This is a genomic window from Micromonospora sp. NPDC048169 (assembly GCF_040652815.1).
Taxonomy (GTDB): Bacteria; Actinomycetota; Actinomycetes; order Mycobacteriales; family Micromonosporaceae; genus Micromonospora.
In genome coordinates, this window is sequence record NZ_JBEZMS010000011.1 from 23,650 (window position 1) to 42,296 (window position 18,647).

General features: G+C 74.3%; 20 protein-coding genes. 15 read left to right on the forward strand and 5 right to left on the reverse strand.

Annotated features, from left to right (window positions below; genetic code table 11):
- Positions 1-53 precede the first annotated feature (53 nt).
- A complete protein-coding gene (locus AB0D28_RS12295) occupies positions 54-815 on the reverse strand; it encodes an A24 family peptidase (protein WP_357385034.1) in 762 nt (253 codons plus the stop codon).
- 662 nt (positions 816-1,477) lie between these two features.
- On the opposite strand from AB0D28_RS12295, the gene AB0D28_RS12300 reads away from it, so the two are divergent.
- The 12 genes from AB0D28_RS12300 to AB0D28_RS12355 are packed head-to-tail and all read left to right on the forward strand — an operon-like array spanning position 1,478 to position 10,332.
- Positions 1,478-1,939, forward strand: coding sequence for a hypothetical protein (locus AB0D28_RS12300; protein ID WP_357385312.1), 462 nt, complete (start codon positions 1,478-1,480; stop codon positions 1,937-1,939).
- The gene (locus tag AB0D28_RS12305) at positions 1,933-2,886 is read left to right on the forward strand and encodes a hypothetical protein (RefSeq protein WP_357385036.1); all 954 of its coding nucleotides are present in this window, start codon (positions 1,933-1,935) and stop codon (positions 2,884-2,886) included. The genes AB0D28_RS12300 and AB0D28_RS12305 overlap by 7 nt, the downstream gene beginning before the upstream one ends.
- Positions 2,883-3,548: an SAF domain-containing protein gene (locus tag AB0D28_RS12310; protein WP_357385038.1), complete on the forward strand. Its 666-nt coding sequence runs from the start codon at positions 2,883-2,885 to the stop codon at positions 3,546-3,548. The genes AB0D28_RS12305 and AB0D28_RS12310 overlap by 4 nt, the downstream gene beginning before the upstream one ends.
- Entirely contained in the window at positions 3,548-4,381 is an 834-nt protein-coding gene (locus AB0D28_RS12315; protein ID WP_357385040.1) for a ParA family protein, read from the forward strand. Before AB0D28_RS12310 ends, AB0D28_RS12315 begins: the two co-directional genes overlap by 1 nt.
- Positions 4,371-5,912, forward strand: a complete 1,542-nt coding sequence (locus tag AB0D28_RS12320) for a CpaF/VirB11 family protein (protein ID WP_357385042.1) — start codon at positions 4,371-4,373, stop codon at positions 5,910-5,912. Before AB0D28_RS12315 ends, AB0D28_RS12320 begins: the two co-directional genes overlap by 11 nt.
- Complete coding sequence (locus AB0D28_RS12325) at positions 5,909-6,808, forward strand: type II secretion system F family protein (protein ID WP_357385044.1); 900 nt, start codon at positions 5,909-5,911, stop codon at positions 6,806-6,808. Before AB0D28_RS12320 ends, AB0D28_RS12325 begins: the two co-directional genes overlap by 4 nt.
- 17 nt (positions 6,809-6,825) lie before the next feature.
- A complete protein-coding gene (locus AB0D28_RS12330; protein ID WP_357385314.1) occupies positions 6,826-7,671 on the forward strand; it encodes a type II secretion system F family protein in 846 nt (281 codons plus the stop codon).
- Between the two features lie 25 nt (positions 7,672-7,696).
- Positions 7,697-7,906: a hypothetical protein gene (locus tag AB0D28_RS12335; RefSeq protein ID WP_357385046.1), complete on the forward strand. Its 210-nt coding sequence runs from the start codon at positions 7,697-7,699 to the stop codon at positions 7,904-7,906.
- The gene (locus AB0D28_RS12340) at positions 7,906-8,388 is read left to right on the forward strand and encodes a TadE/TadG family type IV pilus assembly protein (RefSeq protein ID WP_357385048.1); all 483 of its coding nucleotides are present in this window, start codon (positions 7,906-7,908) and stop codon (positions 8,386-8,388) included. The genes AB0D28_RS12335 and AB0D28_RS12340 overlap by 1 nt, the downstream gene beginning before the upstream one ends.
- Positions 8,385-8,858, forward strand: coding sequence for a TadE/TadG family type IV pilus assembly protein (locus AB0D28_RS12345; RefSeq protein ID WP_357385051.1), 474 nt, complete (start codon positions 8,385-8,387; stop codon positions 8,856-8,858). Before AB0D28_RS12340 ends, AB0D28_RS12345 begins: the two co-directional genes overlap by 4 nt.
- Complete coding sequence (locus tag AB0D28_RS12350; protein ID WP_357385053.1) at positions 8,855-9,286, forward strand: hypothetical protein; 432 nt, start codon at positions 8,855-8,857, stop codon at positions 9,284-9,286. The genes AB0D28_RS12345 and AB0D28_RS12350 overlap by 4 nt, the downstream gene beginning before the upstream one ends.
- Positions 9,287-9,300: 14 nt before the next feature.
- Positions 9,301-10,332 carry a LysM peptidoglycan-binding domain-containing protein gene (locus tag AB0D28_RS12355; protein WP_357385055.1) on the forward strand — a complete coding sequence of 344 codons (1,032 nt, stop codon included), beginning with the start codon at positions 9,301-9,303 and terminating at the stop codon, positions 10,330-10,332.
- A 1-nt stretch (position 10,333) separates the two neighbouring features.
- Here AB0D28_RS12355 and AB0D28_RS12360 read toward each other — a convergent pair whose 3' ends face one another.
- Entirely contained in the window at positions 10,334-11,185 is an 852-nt protein-coding gene (locus tag AB0D28_RS12360; protein ID WP_357385057.1) for a Rieske 2Fe-2S domain-containing protein, read from the reverse strand.
- 83 nt (positions 11,186-11,268) lie between these two features.
- Here AB0D28_RS12360 and AB0D28_RS12365 point away from each other — a divergent pair, with 83 nt between their 5' ends.
- Complete coding sequence (locus AB0D28_RS12365) at positions 11,269-12,033, forward strand: crotonase/enoyl-CoA hydratase family protein (protein WP_357385059.1); 765 nt, start codon at positions 11,269-11,271, stop codon at positions 12,031-12,033.
- Positions 12,034-12,037: 4 nt separating this feature from the next.
- On the opposite strand, the gene AB0D28_RS12370 is transcribed toward AB0D28_RS12365, so the two are convergent.
- The gene (locus AB0D28_RS12370; protein WP_357385061.1) at positions 12,038-13,522 is read right to left on the reverse strand and encodes an FAD-dependent oxidoreductase; all 1,485 of its coding nucleotides are present in this window, start codon (positions 13,520-13,522) and stop codon (positions 12,038-12,040) included.
- 92 nt (positions 13,523-13,614) lie between these two features.
- Between AB0D28_RS12370 and AB0D28_RS12375 the strand changes: the two genes are divergently transcribed.
- Positions 13,615-14,715, forward strand: a complete 1,101-nt coding sequence (locus tag AB0D28_RS12375) for a serine hydrolase domain-containing protein (RefSeq protein WP_357385063.1) — start codon at positions 13,615-13,617, stop codon at positions 14,713-14,715.
- 439 nt (positions 14,716-15,154) lie between these two features.
- Here the strand turns inward: AB0D28_RS12375 and AB0D28_RS12380 are convergent, their stop codons facing one another.
- Complete coding sequence (locus AB0D28_RS12380) at positions 15,155-16,477, reverse strand: deoxyribodipyrimidine photo-lyase (protein ID WP_357385065.1); 1,323 nt, start codon at positions 16,475-16,477, stop codon at positions 15,155-15,157.
- Positions 16,474-17,400, reverse strand: coding sequence for a phytoene/squalene synthase family protein (locus AB0D28_RS12385; protein ID WP_357385067.1), 927 nt, complete (start codon positions 17,398-17,400; stop codon positions 16,474-16,476). Before AB0D28_RS12385 ends, AB0D28_RS12380 begins: the two co-directional genes overlap by 4 nt.
- Positions 17,401-17,464: 64 nt before the next feature.
- On the opposite strand from AB0D28_RS12385, the gene AB0D28_RS12390 reads away from it, so the two are divergent.
- A complete protein-coding gene (locus AB0D28_RS12390) occupies positions 17,465-18,619 on the forward strand; it encodes a polyprenyl synthetase family protein (protein WP_357385069.1) in 1,155 nt (384 codons plus the stop codon).
- The last annotated feature ends 28 nt before the right edge of the window (positions 18,620-18,647 follow it).

Below are 18,647 nucleotides of genomic sequence, written 5' to 3' on the forward strand. Positions count from 1 at the left end.
TGGCTGGGACTCCGATACCCGTGGCGAACCCGCCCGCACCCGCGGGTGGCCGATCACACGGTGACGAGCACCATCGCGGCGGCGGTGCCGAGCACCAGGAACGGCCCGAACGGCAGGTGCCCGGACCAGCGGACCCGCCGGGCGGCGAGCAGCACCACCCCGGCCAGCCCGGCCAGGGCGAGCGCGAACACCAGCCCGGTCACCAGCGCCGGCCAGCCGTACCAGCCGAGCAGCGCGCCCGCGCCGAGCGCCAGCTTGGCGTCGCCGAGGCCGAAGCCGCGCCGCCCGAACAGCAGCGTGGTCGCGGCGAAGCCGCCGGCCAGCGCCAGACCGGCCAGGACGGCGCGTACCCACGGGCCCGCTCCCGGACCGGTCAGCGCGGCCACCCCGAGCAGTGCCCACACGCCTGCGGCGGACGGCCAGGTGAGCCGGTCGGGCAGGCGGTGCGCCATCGCGTCCACGATCGTCATCGGCACCGCCCAGACCAGCCACCACGCCAGCGCCAGCCGCGCGGCGGGCGCACCGCCGGCGAACAGCGGCACCGCCACCGCGAACAGCAGCGCCACCTCCACCACCGCGGGCGGCGCGCCGACCCGGGCCCGGCAGCCGGGGCAGCGGGCGGCGGGCCCGAGCGCCGGCAGCGGCCGGTCCAGCCCGATCGGGGCGCCGCAGCCGTCGCACGCCGTCCGGTCCGGACACCCCTGCGGTACGGAGTAGCGCGCCACCGCCAGCCGGAGCAGGGGTACGACGGCGAGGGCGGCCGGGAGCCCGGCGTCGACCACCGATCCGGTACACCGCACCCGCTCCGCCATCATGCCGGCCCTCCCGTTCGATCGCCGTGCGTTCCATCACCGAGTACGCAGAGTGATTCTGGTTCATCTTGCGATGTGACGGTTGCACGCCACACGTGCACCTGACGCGACGCGCCGGAGACCGCGCCGAGCCGGGGCAGGCGCCGGGCGGATCGGCGGGACGGATCGGACGAGCGGCACCCTCCCCACCCATACCGGCGGCTCGTCACCACCGCCGCGGCGTGTACGGGCGAGCACACGCCATCCGGCTCGAAGCCCCGCCGAAGCCCACTCGTCATCGTGGTGACACACACCGACCACCACCTCCCGTCTTCACTCACCGTGTTCACGTGAATTACCTCTGTTGCATCGGCGGACGTGAGCCTATGCTCGCCCCTTGGGTACGACGCAACCCCCGATCAATTGGCGTCGTAGGCACCAGGCACCGAATCCGCAGTGATCAGTACAGGTAAATACCAGTGGTGGCGACGGGGGCCCGGAGTGACAGTTCCGGGCGCGCTTCCGCATGCCCGGAGCAGGTCGGCGTGATCGCCCCGGGCCGGCACCGAGGAGGATCGGCGTTGCGCACACGGCACTCCCGCCGATGGAAAATCTTCCTGCTCAGCCTCACGCTGACGGTCGGTTCGGCCGGCTGCTGCACCGAGCCGGAGGCGGCCACCGGGCCCCTGGCCGGCCGTGCCGCCGCCCCCGCCACCCATTCCAGCGCCGAGGAGAACGCGGCCGGAAAAGCGGCTCTGACCGCATATTCCGGCTATCTCGACGCGTCCCGGGCGGCCAGTGCGCGCAGCGATCCGTCCCATCCCGCTCTGACCCGATTTCTGGCTGACCCGCTGCTGACCCGGGTGCGAATGGCGATTCTCGACGCGAAGGAGCACGGCGCGATGCGTACCGGGAAACTGCTCTCCGACCCCGAGGTCGTCTCGGTCGACCTGGCCGCCCGCCCACCCACCGTCGAGATCCAGGACTGCCTGGACTCGAGCGGCTACCGGCTCGTCTACGCCAAGGACCGCAAGGCCGTACCGGGCACCCGCGGCGGGCGCTACCTGGCCACCGCCACGGCGGTCCGCTTCCCGGACGGCCGGTGGCTGATCAACGGCGGCAGCGCACACCAGGACCAGCCGTGTTGACCTGGGGAGGAAGGGGTGTCCCGGCCCGGCCGACCCGGGCCGGGACGTCCCGCCGGCTGCTGCTCGCCGCCGGCCTGGCCGCGTTGCTGACGCTCGCCGGCGCACCCGTGCGCGCCGCCGACCCGGGCGGTTCGTGCCCGCCGGAGCAGACCGACTGCGACGTCTGGGACGACGACCCCGGCACCCCGGGCGGGCCGGGTGGCCCCGGTGGCGGCGGGGACAACGGCGGCGGGGGCGGCAACGGCGGCGGCACCGCGAAGTGCCAGTGGAACGGCCGCGCCATCCCCTGCTACAACGAGGCGCTCGGCTGGTTCAACAACGCCGACGGCTGCTACTACAAGCTCGCCGAGCCGCAGGACGAGGCGCCTCCCGGCAAGCAGTGGTACCAACTGACCTGCAACGGCGGCGACACGGGCAGCATGCGCCAGGCACTCCTGGACGCCCCGCCGCCCGGCTACGGCACGCCGCCGGACCCGGAGGAACTGGCCCGCCGCGCGCTGGCGTCGATCTCGCTGCTCCCGCCACGCGCCTCGGTCGCGCCCCGGCGCAGCCAGGGACCGGGCCTGGTCGGGCTGCCGGTCTGGATGTGGGCCAGCCCGGGTGCCTCGTACTTCGGGCCGCTGTCCGCCTCCGCCTCCGACCGGGGGCTGACCGTGGAGATCACCGCCAGGGTGGACCGGATCGTCTGGCACATGTCCGACGACATCGACGTCACCTGCCACGGGCCGGGCACGCCGTACCGGGCCGACGGGCCGAACGCCGGCTCCGCCTCACCCGACTGCGGCCTCGACCAGGGCTATCCGAAGGCGGGCACCTACCGGGTCAGCGCCACCACGTTCTGGACCGTCGAGTGGTCCGGCGGCGGGGAGAGCGGCGTGATCGCCCAGAGCCGGTCCAGCGGCGTCATCCCGGTACAGATCAACGAGCTTCAGGTGGTGACCCGATGAGTGTGGTGGCAGCCCGTAACGGATCCCCGGTGGAGGCGCCGGTCGCCCCGCCGAAGGTGGTCCGGCAACGACGCGTCCGGCCCGGCCTGCTCGGCCTGGCGGTCCTGCTGATCGCCCTCGGCGGGCTGGGCGCGGCGTTCGCCGTCACGTCGGTCCGCTCCACCGGCACGTACCTGGCCGTGGCCCGGCCGGTCGACGTGGGACGGCAACTGACCGCCGACGACCTGGTGCCGGTACGCGTCTCCGGCGGCCGCGAACTCCGGCCCGTACCCGCCGACCGGATGGACGAGGTGCTGGGACTGCGGGCGGCCGTCCGGCTCACCCCGGGCACGCTGCTCACGGCGGCGCAGCTCACCGAGGCCCCGCTGCTCGGCCCCGGTCAGCAGCAGATCGCGCTGGGGCTCAAACCCAAGCAGGTGCCGGCCCGCAAGCTGCACCCCGGCGACAAGGTCCTGCTGGTCAGCACGCCGAGCAGAAGCACCAACAGCACCGACGCCGCGCGCGGCGGCGGGACCCGGTTCGAGGGCACGGTGATCGACAGCGTCACGCCGCAGAGCGGCGACGTGGTGGTCTACCTGGCGCTGACCGTACGGGACGTGCCGGCGGTCGTGGCGCTCGCCGCCGACGACCGGATCGCGCTCGTCCTCACCGAGGCGGCCTGATGGCGATCATCGCCCTGGTCTCGGCGAAGGGCTCGCCGGGCGTCACCACGGCGGCACTCGCCGCCGCGCTGAGCTGGCACCGGCGGCTCGTGCTGGCCGAGTGCGACCCGGCGGGCGGCTCGATCCTCGCCGGTTACCTCGGCGGGGCGCTGGACGGCCCGCGCGGCATCGGCGAACTCGCCGTGGGCGAGCTGCGCGACGGCAGCCTGGAGCGCGCGTTCTGGTCCCAGCTGGTCGACCTGGACGCGCCGCGCCGCGAGCGGCTGCTGCTGCCGGGCGTGGTGGACCCGGCCCAGGCCGGCAGCGTCATCCCGCTCTGGCAGCGCTTCGCCGACTACTTCGTCGGGCTGGAACGGGGCGAACCGCCGTACGACGTGCTCGTCGACTGCGGCCGGCTGGCGGTCGGCGGTCCACCGTGGCCGCTGCTGCGGGCCGCCGCGGTGGTGCTGCTGGTCACCCGCGCGCACCTGCCCGACCTCTCCGCCACCCAGGCCACCGCCCGCGCGATCGAGCGGGACCTCACCGAGCACCGCGTACCGCCCGGCACGCTGCGGCTGCTTGTGGTCGGCGACGGGCACGGCACCAGCGAGATCAGCAAGGTGCTGCGGCTACCGGTGATCGCCCGCCTGCCGCACGACCCGCGTACCGCCGAGGTGCTCGGCCACGGCGGCACCGTACGGGCGAACCGGCCGCTGATGCGCGCGGCCGGCGCCCTTGAGGTGCCCGTCCGGGCGCTGCTGGACCGGCGGCGGGCCCGGCTCGCCTGGCCCGGGGCGACCTCACCGCGCGCGGTGACCGCGTCGAGTGCGCCGGGGGTGCCCGGTGCGGTTTGAGCCGGTCTCCCACGACCCACGCGGACAGCAGCCGGGCGTCCTCTCCACGGTCCCGCCGCTCGCCCCGCCGAACGGCCGGCACCACGTCCCCGGTCCGGCACCGGCCGCGGCGCCGGCGCCACCGCCGCGCCCCCGGGTCGACTTCGCCGTGGTCCGCGAACTGCGCCGGGAACTGAGCGAACGGCTCACCCACTGGCAGCGCGGACGCGAGTTCGACGCCGACGCCGAGGAGGTCGAGCGCGCCCGGCTGGCGGTCGCCGTGGTCTCCGCGTACGCCGACTCGGTACGCCGGTCCGGCACGCCGATGGCCGCGGACGAGGAACGGCTGCTGCTCGACCAGGTGACCGCCGAACTCGTCGGGCTGGGCCGGCTCCAGACGCTGCTCGTCGACGACAGCATCGAGGAGGTGCACATCCTCGGCTGCGACCAGGTACGCGTCACCCGGCACGGCGGCGGCGTCGACTGGGCCGAGCCGATCGCCGAGACCGACGACGAGCTGGTGGAGATCCTCCAGGCGGCGGCCCGCCGCGCGGGTGCCACCGAGCGGTCCCTGTCCACCTCGAAGCCCACGCTCGACCTGCAACTACCGGACGGCAGCCGGCTCGCCGCCGTGTTCCTGGTCAGCCACCGCCCGTACGCGGTGATCCGCAAGCACAACACGCTCGAAGTCAGCCTGGAGGACATCACGGGCACCCGGCCGGACCTGGACGAGATGATCGATCCGCTGCTGCGCGACTTCCTCCGCGCGTCCATGCGCGCCGGGCTGAACATCATGGTCGCCGGGCTCGCCGGGGCCGGGAAGACCACGATCATCCGTGCGCTGATGGACGAGATCCCGGCCGACGAGCCGTACGTGCTGCTGGAGGAGAGCCGGGAACTGCTGCCCGCCCGGCGCGGGCACAAGCACCGGGCGGTGATGAGCTTCGAGTCCCGGGAGGGGCACGGCGAGCGCGGCGCGGACGGGCGGCCGGCGGGTGAGGTGAGCATCGCCGACCTGATCCCGGTGTCGCTGCGCATGGGCGTGCTGCGGATCATCGTCGGCGAGGTGCGGTCCCGGGAGATCGTGCCGATGCTCCAGGCGATGACCACCAGCCGCGGGTCGATGTGCACCATCCACGCGCGTACCCCCTCGGGGGTGAGCGAACGCATCATCGAGCTGGCGCTGTCGCACGGCCGGGAGATGACAGTCGACCAGGCCCGCCGCATGGCGGGCAACGCGCTCGACCTGATCGTCTACGTCACGGTCGAGGACGAGACCGCCATCGGCGGGCGTAAGTACCGGTTCGTCTCACACGTCGAGGAGGTCATCGGCGTCGGCGAGGGCAACCGGATCACCACGACGACCGTCTTCGGTCCCGGGCCGGACGGCCGCGCGGTCCCCCGCCACCTGCCCGAACGCATCCGCGACCAGCTGCTGCGAGTCGGCTACGACGCCCGCCTGCTCACCCGGTTCGTCGAGGCCGGCGTGGGCGCGTGGCGGCGGCCCCGGCACACCCGCCTCGGCGCGCGGCCGAACGGGGGCCGGGCGTGACACAGATCGAACTGATCGCCCTGGTCTCCGGTGCCGCGTGCGTGGCCGGGCTGGTGCTGACCGTGGTGGCACTGGTCGGCACCCGCCGTCCACCGGGCCCGGCACCGGGCGCCCGGCCGGGCCTGAGCCGGCTCTGGACCGGGTCCGGCGCGAGCCGCGCCGACCAGCGCCGCTACCAGTTCCTGCTCGGCGCCGCAGTGGTGGCCGGGGCGTTGGCGTTCCTGCTCACCGGGCTGCCGGTGGTCGGCCTGCTGGTGGCGCTCGCGGTGCCGGGCGTGCCGTGGCTGTTCGCCGTCGGTCGGGCCGAGCAGCGGGCCATCGCGCGGGTCGAAGCCGTAGGCGAGTGGACCCGGCGACTCAAGGACATCTCCGCCACCGGTCAGGGCCTCCAACAGGCGATCATCGGCACCATCGCCACCGCGCCGGAGGAGATCCAGGAGGAGGTACGCACGCTCGCCGCCCGCCTCCAGGCCGGCTGGCTGGCCCGCTCCGCGCTGCTCGCCTTCGCCGACGAGATCGCCGACCCGGTCGCCGACCAGGTGGTGGCCGCGCTGATCCTGCACCTCACCGATCGGGGGGAGCGCCTCGGCGACGTGCTCGGGTCGATCGCCACCGCCGCCTCGGCCGAGGTGACGACCCGGCGCGAGGTCGAGGCGAAGCGCACCCAGCCCCGGTTCGCGGTCCGCTTCCTCACCGGCATGACGCTGGCGACGCTCGCGTACGGGCTGGTGAACAGCGACTACATCCGTCCCTACGGCACGGTGACCGGCCAGCTCGTGATGGCGGTCCTCGGTGCCGCGTTCGTCGGCCTGCTGGTCTGGGTGCGCTCGATGAGCCAGCCGCCCCGGCCGGCGCGCTTCCTGCCGGCGCCCGACCTGGAGGAGGCGATCGCGTGAGCGCACTCAACTGGCAGATGGCCGTCGCGGTGGTCGGCGGGTGTGCGATCGGGCTCGGGCTGTTCCTGGTGGTACGCGAGGCGCTGCCCGCCACTCCGGCGCTCGGCCCGGCGCTGCGCCGGCTGCACCAGCCGCCCGGCCAGGCCCCGGCCGCCGGTGCCGGGCCGGACTGGCTCGGCGGGTTCGCCCGCTGGCTGCGCCCGCCGCACCGGCAACTGGCCCTGCTCGACCGCACCCCCGAGCAGTACGCGCTGTCCGTCCTGCTCTCCGCGCTCGTCGGATTCGCCACCCCGGCGGTCGCCTCGGCAGTGCTCTTCGTCGGCGGGGTGGCGCTGCCGATGGCCGTACCCGTGCTGGCCAGCCTGGGCCTGGCGCTCGTGGCCGCCCTGCTCGCGCACCGCTCGGTGCTGGTCAAGGCGGACGCCGCCCGGGACGAGTTCCGGCAGGCGGTCTGCACCTACCTCGACCTGGTGGCGTTGCAGCTCTCCGCCGCGCACGGCCCGGTGCAGTCGCTGGAGCGCGCGGCGGCGGTCTGCGACGGCTGGGTCTTCGACCGGATCCGGGAGGCGCTGCGGCTCGCCCAGCTCCAGATGCACTCGCCGTGGGACGAGTTGCAGGAGCTGGCCGAGCGGATCGGCATCCCGGAGCTGGGCGACGTGGGCGCCATCATGCGCTCCTCCGGCAGCGAGGGCGCCCAGGTGCACGAGACGTTGCGGTCCCGTGCCGACTCGCTGCGCGACCAGATCCGCACCGACAACCTGGCCCGCGCCGAGGGGGTGACCAGCAAGTTGGACATCCCCGGCTCGCTGCTGGTGTTCGTCCTGCTCGGCTTCGCCATCTATCCGTTCCTCGCCCGTCTGTGAACCCCATCCCGCGAAGGAGACGACCATGTACCTCTTGACCTACCTGTATGTGGCAACCCGAAGCCGCCTCGCCGAGCTGCGACGGGACGGCGAGCGGGGCGACAGCCCGGTGCCGACCGCCGTCATCATCTTCGGCCTGGTCGCGGTCGCCATGGCGGTCACCGCTGTCGCCCTGGCCAAGGCCAACGACTGGATGGACGCCATCCCGGACCACGTCGAGCCGGGCGCGGAGTGATGCCCCGCCCCGCCCGTACGGTCCGGAGCCGGCCGGCGTCCGCCGGCCGGCCCCCCGGCCCGCCCGGTCCGGGGCGGATCGCCGCTGCCCTGCGTACCCGCCTGGCCGAGGGCGAGCGGGGTGCCAACCCGGTCGAACTGGCGGTGGTGATGCCGGTGATCCTGGTGCTGCTGTTCGGCTCGATCCAGGTCGCGGTCTGGTTCGTCGCCCGGTCCACAGCGCTCAACGCAGCCCAGACCGGGGTGAACGCCCAGCGCACCATCGACGCCGGGCCGGACGCCGGCCGGGAACGGGCGACCAGCTTCCTGAAACGCTCCGGGGACTGGCTCGTCGGCTGGGAGAAGACCGGACCGACCTGCGAGGAGACCGAGACCGCTGTCACCTGCACGGTGCGGGGGCGGTCCCTGTCCGTCGTCCCGGGCGTCTCGTTCGAGGTCACGCAGACCGCGCGCGGCCCGGCCGAACGGTGGACCACCGGATGAGCGCCGGGCGGCGACGCGAGCGCGGTTCCGTCTCGATCGAGGTGGCGGTGCTCGCCCCCGCCTTCATCGGGCTGATGGTGCTGGCCGGAGTGGCCGGGCGCACCGCCGTCGCGGACGAGGCGGTCGAGTCGGCCGCCCACGACGCCGCCCGGGCCGCCTCGCTCGCCCGCAACGCCGACGACGGTGAGGAGGCCGCCGAGGTGGCGGCCCGGGACCAACTCGGCTGGGCCGCGCTCAACTGCGCCGGTCCGCCGCAACTGGAGCTGGCCGGCTCGGTGGCCGGCAAGACGACGAGCTTCGCCGCCGCGTACGAGAGCGCCGCCGGCGTGCCGGCGACAGTGACGGTCACGGTGACCTGCACCGTCTCCTTCGACGACCTGAGCGCCCCCGGCCTGCCCGGTGTGCCCGGCGGCAAGACCGTCTCGGCGAGCTTCACCTCGCCGCTGGACACGTACCGGAGTCGCGGATGACCGGGCGGCACGGCGCGGAGAGCGGCCGGGTGAGCCTGTTCCTGGCCGTGGCGATGACGGGTGTGCTCGCCGTCATCAGCCTCGCCTACGACGGCGCCGGGCAGCTACGCGCCCTGCAACGCGCGGACAACCTGGCCGCCGAGGCGGCCCGCAGCGGCGGCCAGATGATCGACCGGGCCCGCGCCATCGAGGGTGGCCCGAAACGGATCGACCAGGTCGCCGCCCGCGCGGCCGTGGCCGACTACCTCGACGCCGCGGGCGGCGTCCACGACCACGAGGTCGACTTTCCCGTGGTCGGCGCCGAGACCCAGATCCAGGTCCACGTGCGGATCGTCTACCGCCGGGATCTGCTCGGCCTGTTCGGCGCGTCGAAGACCGCCACCGTCACCGGTGAGGCCACCGCCCGGGCGCTCACCGGACCACCGTAGGAAGGAAGGCCGCCATGGGTGCACTCCGACGCTCCCCCGTCCGCCGCGCCGGCCAGGTCCTCACCGGGCTCGGCGCCCTCGTCGTGCTCGTCGGTGTGCTGGCCGGGGGCCCGATCGCGTTGCTGGCGTTCGCCGGCAACCCGCTGCCGGACCATCTGCCCACGCTGACCGAGATCGGTACGGCGTTGACCAGCCGCGACGATGGTCAGCTGTTCCTGCGGGCGCTTGCGGTGGTGGGCTGGTTCGGCTGGGCGACGTTCGCGTTCTCCGTGCTGGTGGAACTGTGTGCGGCGGTGGTACACCGACCGGCGCCGAAGCTCCCGGGCATGGGTCGCCAGCAGAAGGCGGCCGCCGCGCTCGTGGGTTCGGTCGCGTTGATCCTGGCCGCGAGCCCGGCCGCGGCGAGTGCCGCCGCGCTCACCGCCCCGGCGGTCGTCGCCCCGGCCGTCGCCGCTTCCGCAGTCACCTCGCCGGCCGTCGCAGCGCCAGGTGCCGCAGGACCAGCCCCGGCCGCGTCGAAGGCCGGGGATCCGGCCGTGTACCGGGTGGCGAAGGGCGACTACCTGGGCGAGGTGGCGGATCGCTATCTGGACGACTTCGACCGCTACCGGGAACTGGCCCGGCTGAACCGGCTCACCGACCCGGACCGGATCCGCCCGGGTCAGCTCATCACGTTGCCGGAGGACGCGACGGACTCGGGTGCCCGGCGGCACGCCGCCGGACGGATCGTGGTCACCAAACCGGCCGAGACGGCGCCGGCGAAGCCGGGTGGGGGCGGCGCCTCGTCGACCACTCCGAAGGCGAAGCCCAAGCCCACGCCGCGGGACGCGACGCCCACCGTGGAGGCACCCGTGGGTCAGCCGCCGGCCATGTCGGCGGGAGCGTCCCGGGCCACGGCCGAGGAGGGCATCAACCGGCCGCTCGCCATCTCCGCGGTGCTGGCCGTGGCGAGCATCGTGGGCGCGCAGATAGGCGCGCTGCTCGGGCTGCGCAAGCGGCCGGCGCCCGCCCGCGCGCTGTCGAGCGGGCGGCACCGGCGGGGTTGACTCAGGGCAGCCGGGCCTCGACCTGGCCGGACACCACGCGCGTGGGCAGCACGACCTGGTCGTTGGCGGCCGGGCCGTGCACCACCTCGCCGCCGTCGAGCCGGAACGCGCTGCCGTGCCAGGGGCAGACCACGCAGGGGTGGCCGTCGATCTGCTCCACCTTGCCCTCGCCGAGCGGGCCGCTCTGGTGCGGGCAGCGCTCCAGCATCACGGTGACGTCGTCGCCGTCCCGGTAGAGGAGCACCGAGACGTCGTCGATCTTCTTGGTCACCAGCTCGTGCCGGGGCAGGCTACCCAGGTCGCCGACCCGGTGCCAGCCATCGCTGATCAGGTGCAGCTCGGAGACGCTCTGGCTGGCCTGGGCGCCCTGCTTGTACGCGAGATGCCCGCCCAGGTACGCCCCGCCGCTCGCGGCGGACAGCCCCAGATAGGACAGCGCCCGGCCGAGGCCGTGCCGCCCGTTGAGCCGGGCCGCCAGCGAGCCGGCGAACAACGCCAGGCCGACCGTGTTGGCTGCGGCGTGCACCAGCCCGACCCGACGCTGGTCGCGGGAGAGCGTGGCCCAGTCGTTGAGCCCGGCGAGCGCGGCGGGCACGGCGCTGACCGTACCGAGACCCACCAGCGCGGTGGCGGCCCGGCGCTGGCCGGGCAGCAGGTCCACCACGGCGGCGGAGATCCAGGCGCCGACCGGCACCTGCACCATCGCGGGGTGCAGCGGATGGCCGAGCCACACGCCGTGCAGCGCGTCGCGTACGCGCTGGGAACGCAGCGTGCCCTGGACGGCGCGCTGCAACCGGTCGCCCACCCGGTCGAGACCGGTGGCCTGTTCGATCTTCGTCAGTAGTTCGCGCACCCGTTCCGACTTCCCGGCAGGAGAGCCCCCAAACCGGACGCCCGGGAATTCCCTCGCAGGTGCGTCGCGGGCATGCTGAGCCCATGGGGGTACGCGTCGAGCACACCGGTGCCGTGACCACTGTGATCCTGGACCGGATCGAGGCACGTAACGCCGTGGACGGGCCGACCGCCCGGGCGCTCACCGACGCGTTCCGCGCGTTCGACGCCGACCCGGACGCGGCGGTCGCCGTGCTCTGGGGCGCGGGCGGCACGTTCTGCTCCGGCGCCGACCTCAAGGCCGTCGGCACGCCACGCGGCAACCGCGTCGAGCCCGACGGCGACGGGCCCATGGGCCCCACCCGGATGCGGCTGTCCAAGCCGGTGATCGCCGCGATCTCCGGGTACGCGGTCGCCGGCGGGCTGGAGCTGGCACTCTGGTGCGATCTGCGGGTCGCCGAGTCGGATGCCACGCTTGGCGTGTTCTGCCGCCGGTGGGGCGTACCGCTGATCGACGGCGGGACGGCCCGGCTGCCCCGGCTGATCGGCGAGAGCCGCGCGATGGACCTGATCCTCACCGGCCGCCCGGTGGGCGCCGACGAGGCGTACGCGATGGGTCTGGTCAACCGGCTGGTCGCGCCGGGTGAGGCCCGCGCGGCGGCCGAGGAGCTGGCCGCCGGGATCGCCCGGTCTCCGCAGACGTGCCTGCGCAACGACCGGGCCGCGGTGCTCGACGGCACGGGGCTGCCGGAGCCGGAGGCGATGGCGGCCGAGCTGGCCTACGGTCTGGAGTCGCTGGCGGCGGACGGGGTACGCGGCGCCGGCCGGTTCGCCGCCGGGGCCGGCCGGCACGGTGCGCCGGCCGGCTGAGGCGTCACTTCAGCGCGCGCAACGCGTCCTCGATGGCGCGGTGGAACGTCGGGTACGCGTAGATCATGTGCCGGAGCTGGCTGATCGGCACCGCCGCGTGCACCGCCACGACGAGCGCGGAGAGCACCTCACCACCGGCTGGCCCGGCCGAGGTGGCACCGACGAGGACGCCCTGGTCGGCGTCGGCGATCAGCTTGATGAACCCGGCGTTGCCGGTCTTGTGGATCCAGCCGCGGGCCGACGAGGTGAGGTCGGCGTATCCGACCTGGACGTTGACGCCGCGCTCGCGGGCCTGCTGCTCGGTGAGGCCGACCGCGCCGACCTCGGGGTCGGTGAACGTGACCCGGGGCAGCGCCCGGTAGTCGGCGACCGGGACGCTGCCGGGCGCGGCGGTCGAGCCGCCCGCGCTCATCGCGCCGCCGACCGCGCTGACCACCCCGGCCGCGCCGCCGACGACACTCGCGGTGCCGCTGGCGTCCGGGCCGCCCCTGGTACGCCGCATGTGGTCGAGTACGTCGGCCACCACGATGCCGGCCTGGTACATGGCGATGTGGGTGAACGCGCCCTCGCCGGTGAGGTCGCCGACCGCCCAGATCCCGCCGGTGACGTGCATCCGGTCGTTCACCGGCAGGTAGCGCTGCCCGGCGTCCACCCCGACGGTGTCCAGGCCCAGCTCCTCCAGGTGTGCCCTGCGGCCGGTCACCACGAGCAGCTTCTCGCCGGTGAACTCGGCGCCGTCGGCATACACGGTGAACGCGCCGCCGTCGTGGCCGACCCGGCCGGCCCTGACCCCGGTGTGGATCTCCACCCCGTCGGCGCGCAGCGCGTCGGCGGCGAGCGCGGACGCCTCCGGCTCCTCGACTGCGAGCACCCGGTCGGCCGCCTCGATGACCGTCACCCGGACGCCGAACCGGGCGAAGACCTGCGCGAGTTCCAGCCCGATCGCGCCGCCGCCGAGCACCAGCAGCGACGCGGGCAGCTCCTCGACCTCGATGGCCTGGTGATTCGTCCAGTACGGCGTGTCGGCCAGCCCGTCGATCGGCGGGACCGACGGCCGGGTGCCGGTGCCGAGGACCACCCCGTAGCGCGCCTCGAAGACCTGGTCGCCGACGCGTACCCGGTTCGGGCCGTCGAGCCGCCCGCTGCCCCTGACGAACCGGCCGCCCTTGCCCGTGAACCGGTCCACCGCAGCCTTGTCGTCCCAGGTGTCGGTGGCCTCGGCCCGGATCCGCTTCGCCACCGGCGCCCAGTCGGGCCGCACCTGGGCGGACCCGGCCAGCTCGTTCACCCGGTGCGCCTCGGCCAGCGCGTTCGCCGCGCGGATCATCATCTTGCTCGGCACGCACCCCCAGTAGGGGCACTCGCCGCCGACCAGGTCCCGTTCGATGCCGACCACTGTGAGGCCGGCCTCGGCGAGCTTCCCGGCCACCTCCTCGCCGCCGACGCCGAGCCCGACAACGACCACATCCACCAGCTCCGGCTCCGCCATTCCGCAAGCATTCCGTACGTTCGGGACACCGGCCACCGCACCGGGCCCGAATTCCCGCGCCGCTGACGAGGGCGACCGCCTACCGTGGCCGCATGCACGCGCGCTTCGCCCCGGTCCGGGACTGCTTCCACGACCTGTTCGCCACCGGCCGGGAGACCGGCGCGTCGCTGGCGGTGTGGCACGACGGCGTACCGGTGATCGACCTGGTGGGCGGCACGTCGGCGGAGGTCCCGCCCGGCGCGGTCGTCCCGGTGGCGGGGGCGGACCGCGCGTGGCGGCCGGACACACTGGTCGACGTCTACTCGACCGGCAAGCCGGTGGTGGCGCTCTGCCTGCTGCTGCTCGTCGACCGGGGCCGGGTCGACCTGGACGCGCCGGTGTCCGCGTACTGGCCGGGATTCCGCGCCCCGGCCACGGTGCGGCAGGTGCTCGCCCACACGGCCGGGCTGCCCGCCTTCCCGGTGCCCCGGCCCGCCGAAGCGATCGCCGACTGGGACCTGCTCTGCGCCGACCTGGCGACGGCCGAGCCGGAGTGGACGCCGGGCACCGTCGCGGCCGAGCACGCCTGGACGTACGGGCACCTGGTGGGCGAGCTGGTCCGCCGGGTGGACGGGCGCTCGGTGGGCCGGTTCCTGGCCGAGGAGATCGCCGGCCCGTGGCGCCTGGACCTGGCGTTCGGCCTGGGTGCCGCCGACCGCCGCCGGTGCGCCGACCTGTCGTACGGCGATCCGGCCTGGCCGGACCGGGCGGGCGGCGAGCCGGGCTCGCTGTGGGCGCGTGCGCTGGACAATCCGCCGGGCGGGCGCGACGTGGCGATGGTGAACAGCGACCTGTGGCGGGCCGCCGAGATTCCGGCGGTGAACCTGCACGCCACCGCCGCCGGGCTCGCCCGGCTGTACGCGGGCCTGCTCGCCGGCGGCACCCTGGACGGGGTATGCCTGTTCAGCCCGGAACTGGTCGCGGAGGCGACGCGGGTGCAGTACTCCGGCCCGGACCTGCTGCTGGAGCGGCCGGTGAACTGGACGCTCGGCATGCAGTGGGAGCCGGACGGCAGTTGGGGCATGGGCGGAATCGGCGGCAGCAGCGCCTGGGCCGACCCCGGGCGGGGCTACACCTTCGCGTACGCGACAGCGCGGCTCGCCGACCACGACCGGGTGGAGGAGCTGACCGAGGTGCTGCACTCCTGCCTCTGACCGACCGTCACGTTCGGTAATATCGGAGCTTCGTCACACAGCGCATTCGGCTGGCCGGGCGGCCCTGCGGTCCCTTTTCCGACTTTGCTCTGCAGCCATCGACGCAGCACCGCCCTGAGCAGGGATTTCCTCGCAGGTCCGAAAACCGCGCGGGGCAGAGGTGATCACGCTCCGCGACCGCTGCGGATATGGCTGCAGAGCAAAGGGGATCGGAGGTGGAAGGTTTCGGCAGGGCACGCATCACTGGCAGTCACCGAGGAAGCCGAGCCCCGACGCGCCGCGCAGCCGCGCCACCACCCGGCCTTGCAGCAGCGCTCGTGCCGTTGTCGCAGCAGGCCGACGGCCCTGCCGGCACGGAGGTCCGCGCCAGCGGCGTTCGTATCGTGCGCGGGCGACGACCTTGGCGGCGCTTTCCGTCCGCGCGAGCCAGCGGGCGGCTTCAGCGGAGCCAGACCGGGTCGGCGCCGGGCACCTCCAGCGGCGGCGGGTAGTCGAGCGTGCGGCGGGTCTCGTCGGGCAGCCGCCACGGCTGGTGCACCGCCTTGCCCGCCACCGGCTCCAGCTCGGGCACCCAGCGTCGCACGTACGCGCCGTCGGGGTCGTAGCGCTCGGCCTGCCGTACCGGGTTGAAGCCGCGGTACGGCCGGGTGTCGTTGCCGGTGCCGGCCACCCACTGCCAGTTGCCCGAGTTGTTGACCCGGTCGCCGTCGAGCAGCCGGCGGAAGAAGACCTCCAGGCCGGGCCGCCAGTCCAGCCCGAGGTGCTTGGTCAGGTAGCCGGCGGTGATCAGCCGCGCCCGGTTGTGCATCCAGCCCTCGGCGCGCAGCTGGCGCATGCCGGCGTCCACGATCGGCATGCCGGTCCGCCCCTCGACCCAGGCGTCGAACGCGTGCGCGTCGTCGCGCCAGTCCTCCCGCGCGCCGCGCCGGTAGGCGACCGTGGACAGGTCGGGGAAACCGGCCACCACCTGGTGGTAGAAGTCGCGCCAGCAGAGCTGCCTGACGAACGGCCCGTCCCGGTCGCCGGCCCGGTTCGCCACGGCCAGTGGCGAGACGCAGCCGAAGCGCAGGTACGGGCTGAGCCGCGAGGTCTCGTCGCCGGCCATGTCGTCGTGGATGTCGTCGTACCGATCGAGGGTGGGCAGCCAGGCGGTGAGCCGGCGCCGGGCGACGGCCTCGCCGCCGACGGCGGCATCCGGGCTGTCGCCCTTCGGTGGGTCCGGCAACCGGCCGGGGTCGAGGCCGTCGGGCAGCCGGACCCGCTTCGGCGCGGCCAGTTCGTCCCGCAGGCGCACGCCCTGCCAGGCCCGGAAGTAGGGGCTGAAGACGCGGTAGTGGTCGCCGCCGCCGGGGCGCAGCGCGCCCGGCTCGACGATGGTCAGGCCGGGGAACAGGCGCAGGAACATCCGGTGCCGCTCGCACTCGGCGCGCAGGCGGCGTTCCCGGCGGTGGGCGTAGCGGCTCACGTCGGCGGAGAGCCCGACGCCCTCGGCGCCCACCTTCCGGGCCAGCCTCACCGTCTCGGCCACCGGGTCGCCGCGCCTGATCACCAGGTCGCCACCGCGCCTGCGCAGCGCCTCGCGCAGGTCGGCCAGGCTCTGGTGCAGGAACCGGGTGCGGTTCGGCGAGAGCTTCCGCAGCGCCGGGTCGAGCACGTAGAGCGGCACCACCCGGTCGAACGCGGAGCAGGCGGCGGCGAGCGCCGGGTGGTCGTGCACCCGCAGGTCACGGGTGAACAGCACGACGGCCGTGCGGCCGGTCATCCGGCCAGGGCCGGTTCCAGTGCCGGGCCGGGCACCCGCACCGGCGTGCCGGACGGGGTGAGCAGCGCCCGCGCGGCCACCGCCATCCGCCGCCGCTGCGGCACCAGGGCCCGGCGGACGAAGACGTCGTAGTCCTGCGCGGCCACCTCGTCGAGGATGCCGCCGTAGAGCGCGTACGCGGTGCGCATGCACGCCTGCGAGGCGGGGTGGAGCAGCGGGATGCCCGGCGCGGCGGCGACGTAGTGGGCCTGGGCGCGGGTCACCTCGTACTCGATCAGCTCGCGGATACGTGGCGTGGTGCGGCCGGCGGCCTTTGCCGCGAGCAGGTCGTCACGGGTGACGTCGAACTTGGCCAGGTCCTCGTCGGGCAGGTAGGTCCGGCCCCGGTCGAGGTCCTCGGCGACGTCCCGGATGAAGTTGGTGAGTTGGAACGCGAAGCCGAGCTGACGGGCGGGCTCGCGGGCGGCGGCCGGGTCGGAGCTGCCCAGGATCGGCAGCATCATGGTGCCGATGACGGCGGCTGAACCCTCCATGTAGTCGAGCAGGTCGTCGTAGGTCGGGTACGACATGACCGTCAGGTCCATCGCCATGCTGCGCAGGAACGACGCGAAGTCGTCGCGGTCGAGGTCGAACACGGCGATGGTGTGCAGCACCGCGGGAAGCAACGGGTCGTCGACCGACGCACCGTGCAGCCCGGCCACGAATCGATCCGACCACTCGCGCAGCCGGGCGGCGCGCTCGGCCGGCGGCAGGTCCTCGGTGCGGTCGACGATCTCGTCCGCGTAGCGGGTGAAGCCGTACAGGGCGTGCACATGCCGCCGTTTCCAGGCGGGAAGCAGCCGGGTGGCGAGATAGTAGGTACGGCCGTGACGGCGGTGCAGCTCGCGGCAACGGTCATAGGCAGCGGTCAGATCCGTGTCCATCGGCCCTCCTCAGTTTCGACGCAGCAATCGACGCAACTCGTAACCCTAGGGTACGCTCGCCCACATGGCCAACGACGCAGTTGCGGGTAACGCGCTCCGCGTCGCGCCGGCTCAGCCCGGGGCGACGGACGATCCGGTCCGCGGCGTACTGGCCGCGTTCACGAAAGACCTGATCAAAGGAGTCGATGAGACGCTCACGGCGTTCCTGGCCGCGGAGGTCGAATCGCTCACCGAGATCGACGCAGCGATGGGTGGTTTCGCCGCGACGGCACGCGACTGCGTGCTGGCCGGCGGCAAACGGGTCCGCCCCACGTTCGCGTACTGGGGATGGCGGGGTGTGGTCGGCGGGGAGGAGCCGCTGTGCTCGGTGCTCCCGGCGCTGTCCGCGCTCGAACTGCTGCACACGTTCGCGCTGGTGCACGACGACGTGATGGACGCCTCCGACACCAGGCGAGGGCTGCCCACCGCGCACCGGGCCGCCGCCGCCCGGCACCGGGCCGCCGGACACACCGGCGACCCCGACCGGTACGGCGAAGCCGTCGCCGTCCTCATCGGCGACCTCTGCATGGTGTGGGCCGACCGGCTCATGGCACACGCGGCAGTCCCGGCGGACCGGCTGCTCGACGTACGCCGCTGCTACGACCAGATGCGGGTGGAGACGGTCGCCGGGCAGTTCCTGGACGTGCTCGGCGAGAACGACCCGGCGAGCTGGACCGTCGACCGGGCACTGCGGGTGGCCCGGTACAAGACCGCCAGCTACACCGTCCAGCGTCCACTGCTGTTCGGCGCCTGCCTGGCCGGCGCCGACGCGGACGACCCGCTCATCGCCGCGTACACCAGGTACGGCCTGGCCGTCGGCGAGGCGTTCCAGCTCCGCGACGACCTGCTGGGCGTCTACGGCGACCCGGAGACCACCGGCAAGCCGGCCGGGGACGACCTGCGGACCGGCAAGCCGACGGCCCTGCTGATGCTGGCCCGGCAGCTCGCCGACCCGGCGCAGCGCCGGGCCCTGGACCGGGCCGGCTCGGTCACCGCCGACCACGAGGTGGACCGGCTCGCCGACGTGGTCCGGGACACCGGGGCCGCGGCCCGGGTGGAGCGGATGATCTCCGACCGGGTCACCGACGCACTCGCCGCGCTCGACACCGCACCGATCGATGAGACCGCGCGCACGGCGCTGACCGGTCTCGCCACCGCCGCCACGGCGCGGCGGGCATGATGAGCAACTTCGTGAGCAAGGGGGCCGG

Bases quoted from the DNA above. Each gene is read 5' to 3' on its own strand.
- AB0D28_RS12295 (WP_357385034.1), bottom strand. From the start codon at position 815: ATGATGGCGGAGCGGGTGCGGTGTACCGGATCGGTGGTCGACGCCGGG.
- AB0D28_RS12310 (WP_357385038.1), top strand. From the start codon at position 2,883: ATGAGTGTGGTGGCAGCCCGTAACGGATCCCCGGTGGAGGCGCCGGTC.
- AB0D28_RS12315 (WP_357385040.1), top strand. From the start codon at position 3,548: ATGGCGATCATCGCCCTGGTCTCGGCGAAGGGCTCGCCGGGCGTCACC.
- AB0D28_RS12330 (WP_357385314.1), top strand. From the start codon at position 6,826: ATGGCCGTCGCGGTGGTCGGCGGGTGTGCGATCGGGCTCGGGCTGTTC.
- AB0D28_RS12335 (WP_357385046.1), top strand. From the start codon at position 7,697: ATGTACCTCTTGACCTACCTGTATGTGGCAACCCGAAGCCGCCTCGCC.
- AB0D28_RS12340 (WP_357385048.1), top strand. From the start codon at position 7,906: ATGCCCCGCCCCGCCCGTACGGTCCGGAGCCGGCCGGCGTCCGCCGGC.
- AB0D28_RS12345 (WP_357385051.1), top strand. From the start codon at position 8,385: ATGAGCGCCGGGCGGCGACGCGAGCGCGGTTCCGTCTCGATCGAGGTG.
- AB0D28_RS12350 (WP_357385053.1), top strand. From the start codon at position 8,855: ATGACCGGGCGGCACGGCGCGGAGAGCGGCCGGGTGAGCCTGTTCCTG.
- AB0D28_RS12355 (WP_357385055.1), top strand. From the start codon at position 9,301: ATGGGTGCACTCCGACGCTCCCCCGTCCGCCGCGCCGGCCAGGTCCTC.
- AB0D28_RS12365 (WP_357385059.1), top strand. From the start codon at position 11,269: ATGGGGGTACGCGTCGAGCACACCGGTGCCGTGACCACTGTGATCCTG.
- AB0D28_RS12370 (WP_357385061.1), bottom strand. From the start codon at position 13,522: ATGGCGGAGCCGGAGCTGGTGGATGTGGTCGTTGTCGGGCTCGGCGTC.
- AB0D28_RS12375 (WP_357385063.1), top strand. From the start codon at position 13,615: ATGCACGCGCGCTTCGCCCCGGTCCGGGACTGCTTCCACGACCTGTTC.
- AB0D28_RS12380 (WP_357385065.1), bottom strand. From the start codon at position 16,477: ATGACCGGCCGCACGGCCGTCGTGCTGTTCACCCGTGACCTGCGGGTG.
- AB0D28_RS12385 (WP_357385067.1), bottom strand. From the start codon at position 17,400: ATGGACACGGATCTGACCGCTGCCTATGACCGTTGCCGCGAGCTGCAC.
- AB0D28_RS12390 (WP_357385069.1), top strand. From the start codon at position 17,465: ATGGCCAACGACGCAGTTGCGGGTAACGCGCTCCGCGTCGCGCCGGCT.